The 1,505-nt window shown below is 46.4% G+C and carries 1 protein-coding gene; it reads left to right on the top strand.

Annotation, left to right across the window (positions count from 1 at the left end; genetic code table 11):
* Positions 1–104 precede the first annotated feature (104 nt).
* On the top strand, positions 105–1,460 hold the full coding sequence (locus HRU42_RS21125) for a MotA/TolQ/ExbB proton channel family protein (RefSeq protein ID WP_295034070.1): 1,356 nt from the start codon (positions 105–107) through the stop codon (positions 1,458–1,460).
* Positions 1,461–1,505: the final 45 nt, after the last annotated feature.

The following is a 1,505-nucleotide window of genomic DNA, read 5'->3' as shown; positions in this document are numbered from 1 at the left end:
GAAAGCTATCTTCGTGAACTGACTAAAGGTATCCGCATTGCACGTAAACAGGGTGCTCCGGATCTATTCTCGTTACCAATCCCTGCTGCGGAGGCTGCACAATAATGAAGAAGTTAATAACTACAGCTATCGTTGCTGCAACCCTGATTTTATCTTCAGGTATTGCAAGTGCAGCAGATGCGCCTAAAACGATCGACCAGCTGCTTAAGCAGGTTCAAACAGATCGTGCCAATGCTTCGAATACAAACAAGAAGCGTGAGCAAGAGTTCAGAAATGAACGTGGCGATAAAGCCGCTCTACTTAAACGTGAAAAGAATGCTTTAGCTACCGAGCGTCAACGCGGTAAAGATTTAAACCAAGCTTTCCTCGATAACGAGCGTAAGATTGCTCAGTTAGAAGAAGATCTTAAAACGGCTCAAGGTGACTTGGGTGAGATGTTCGGTGTCGTTAAAGGTGATGCCGGTGATTTCTCCGGTAAACTGGTAGCGTCTAACATCAGTGCTCAATATCCTGGACGTGATGTTTTCATCGCAGAACTTGGTGCGCGTAAGCAACTGCCAAAGATCGACGAGCTGGAGCGTTTCTGGGAAGAACAGTTATTTGAAATGGCACAGTCTGGCAAGGTTGTGAACTTCGAAGGTGCTGTTACCGATATCGACGGTAATATCCGTAATACATCCATCACTCGTGTTGGTGCATTCAACTTACTTGCCGATGGTAAATATGTCGTTTATAACGCCGACCTTGGTCTGATTCAGGAGCTATCGCAGCAGCCATCTGGTTACCAAGTCAAAGCCGTGTCTAAGTTTCAGGATATCACTTCGGGTATCGCTCCTCTCTACATAGATCCTATTAAGGGTGTGTTGTTGAGCATCTTCACGCAGAAGCCGACTATTGAAGATCGTATCGAAGCGGGTGGAACCATTGGTTACATCATTATTGGCCTGCTTATTATCGGTGCCATCATCTCTATCGAGCGTATCGTCACTCTTACTCTTGTAGGCGCTAAAGTTAAGGCCCAACGCAAAAATCTGGATAACCCAGGTGACAATGCCTTAGGTCGTATTCTTAAGGCTTTCCACGACAACAAAGATGTCGATGTTGAAACGCTGGAGCTTAAGCTTGATGAAGCCATTCTGAAAGAGACACCGGCACTAGAAGCGCGTATCTCGATCATTAAGGTACTCGCTGCAATCGCACCTATGATGGGTCTACTCGGTACAGTAACCGGTATGATTGCCACCTTCCAGAGCATTCAGTTGTTTGGTACCAGCGATCCTAAGCTTATGGCTGGCGGTATCTCAATGGCATTGATGACTACTGTACAAGGTCTGGTCGCTGCTCTACCTCTGATGCTTATGCACGCAATTGTTATTGCCCGCAGTAAGTCAATCGTACAGGTACTTGAAGAACAGAGTGCAGGCATGGTTGCGACTCACGCTGAGAAGAGGAACGCCTAATGTTATTCCTGATGGATATCTGGGATTCCGTCAGGGGCTTTATGG

The organism is Shewanella sp. (assembly GCF_013214165.1).
In the GTDB taxonomy this organism is placed as follows: domain Bacteria; phylum Pseudomonadota; class Gammaproteobacteria; order Enterobacterales; family Shewanellaceae; genus Shewanella.
This window is presented reverse-complemented; position numbering and strand designations above follow the sequence as displayed.